This window comes from Paraburkholderia ginsengiterrae (assembly GCF_001645125.1).
Taxonomy (GTDB): Bacteria; Pseudomonadota; Gammaproteobacteria; order Burkholderiales; family Burkholderiaceae; genus Paraburkholderia; species Paraburkholderia ginsengiterrae.
In genome coordinates, this window is sequence record NZ_LXKA01000136.1 from 1 (window position 1) to 504 (window position 504).

The window sequence follows — 504 nt, forward strand, 5'->3', positions numbered from 1 at the left end:
AAGGAGAGAAGGGAACGAGTAAGGCAGTGGAGGAGACTATGGTGAGGGCGGTGGGCGCATGGCGGAGACGAGACAGGCGGAGGACGGCGTGAAGAGGGGTTACGCTGTAACGGAAGTGTGGGATCGCGGTGGAGGGCGGCGGGGGGGGTGGTGTGCGGGGAGGGGCTGGAGGTGCGAGGCAGGAGTGTGCGAGAGTGGCGGTGGCAGAGGGACGAAGAGCAGAAGGGAGGCCGGCGCGCGGGGTGCGGCGGGGGGGTGGGGGAGAAACGGGGGCTAGACGCGGATGTGGTGAACGTCAGTTCGGGCTAGGGCGGGGGGAAATGGAACGGCCAGCGCAGCGCGGGCTTGAACAAGAGCGAGTTGAGCAGCGGCGGTGCGCTCGACGTCAATATGCGCGAAATCGCTGAGGTCAAACGCGACTGGCCGGACCGCGCGATGATCGTCTCGCGGATGGTGCCGGGCGACGGGCGCGACTGGAAGTGGATCCTGACGCTGGTCGAAGAC

General features: G+C 67.5%; 1 pseudogene. It reads left to right on the plus strand.

From position 1 onward, the window contains the following. Window positions 1-237 precede the first annotated feature (237 nt). Window positions 238-504 (plus strand): annotated as a pseudogene (locus A6V37_RS42230) (NAD-dependent dihydropyrimidine dehydrogenase subunit PreA); the annotation flags it as partial.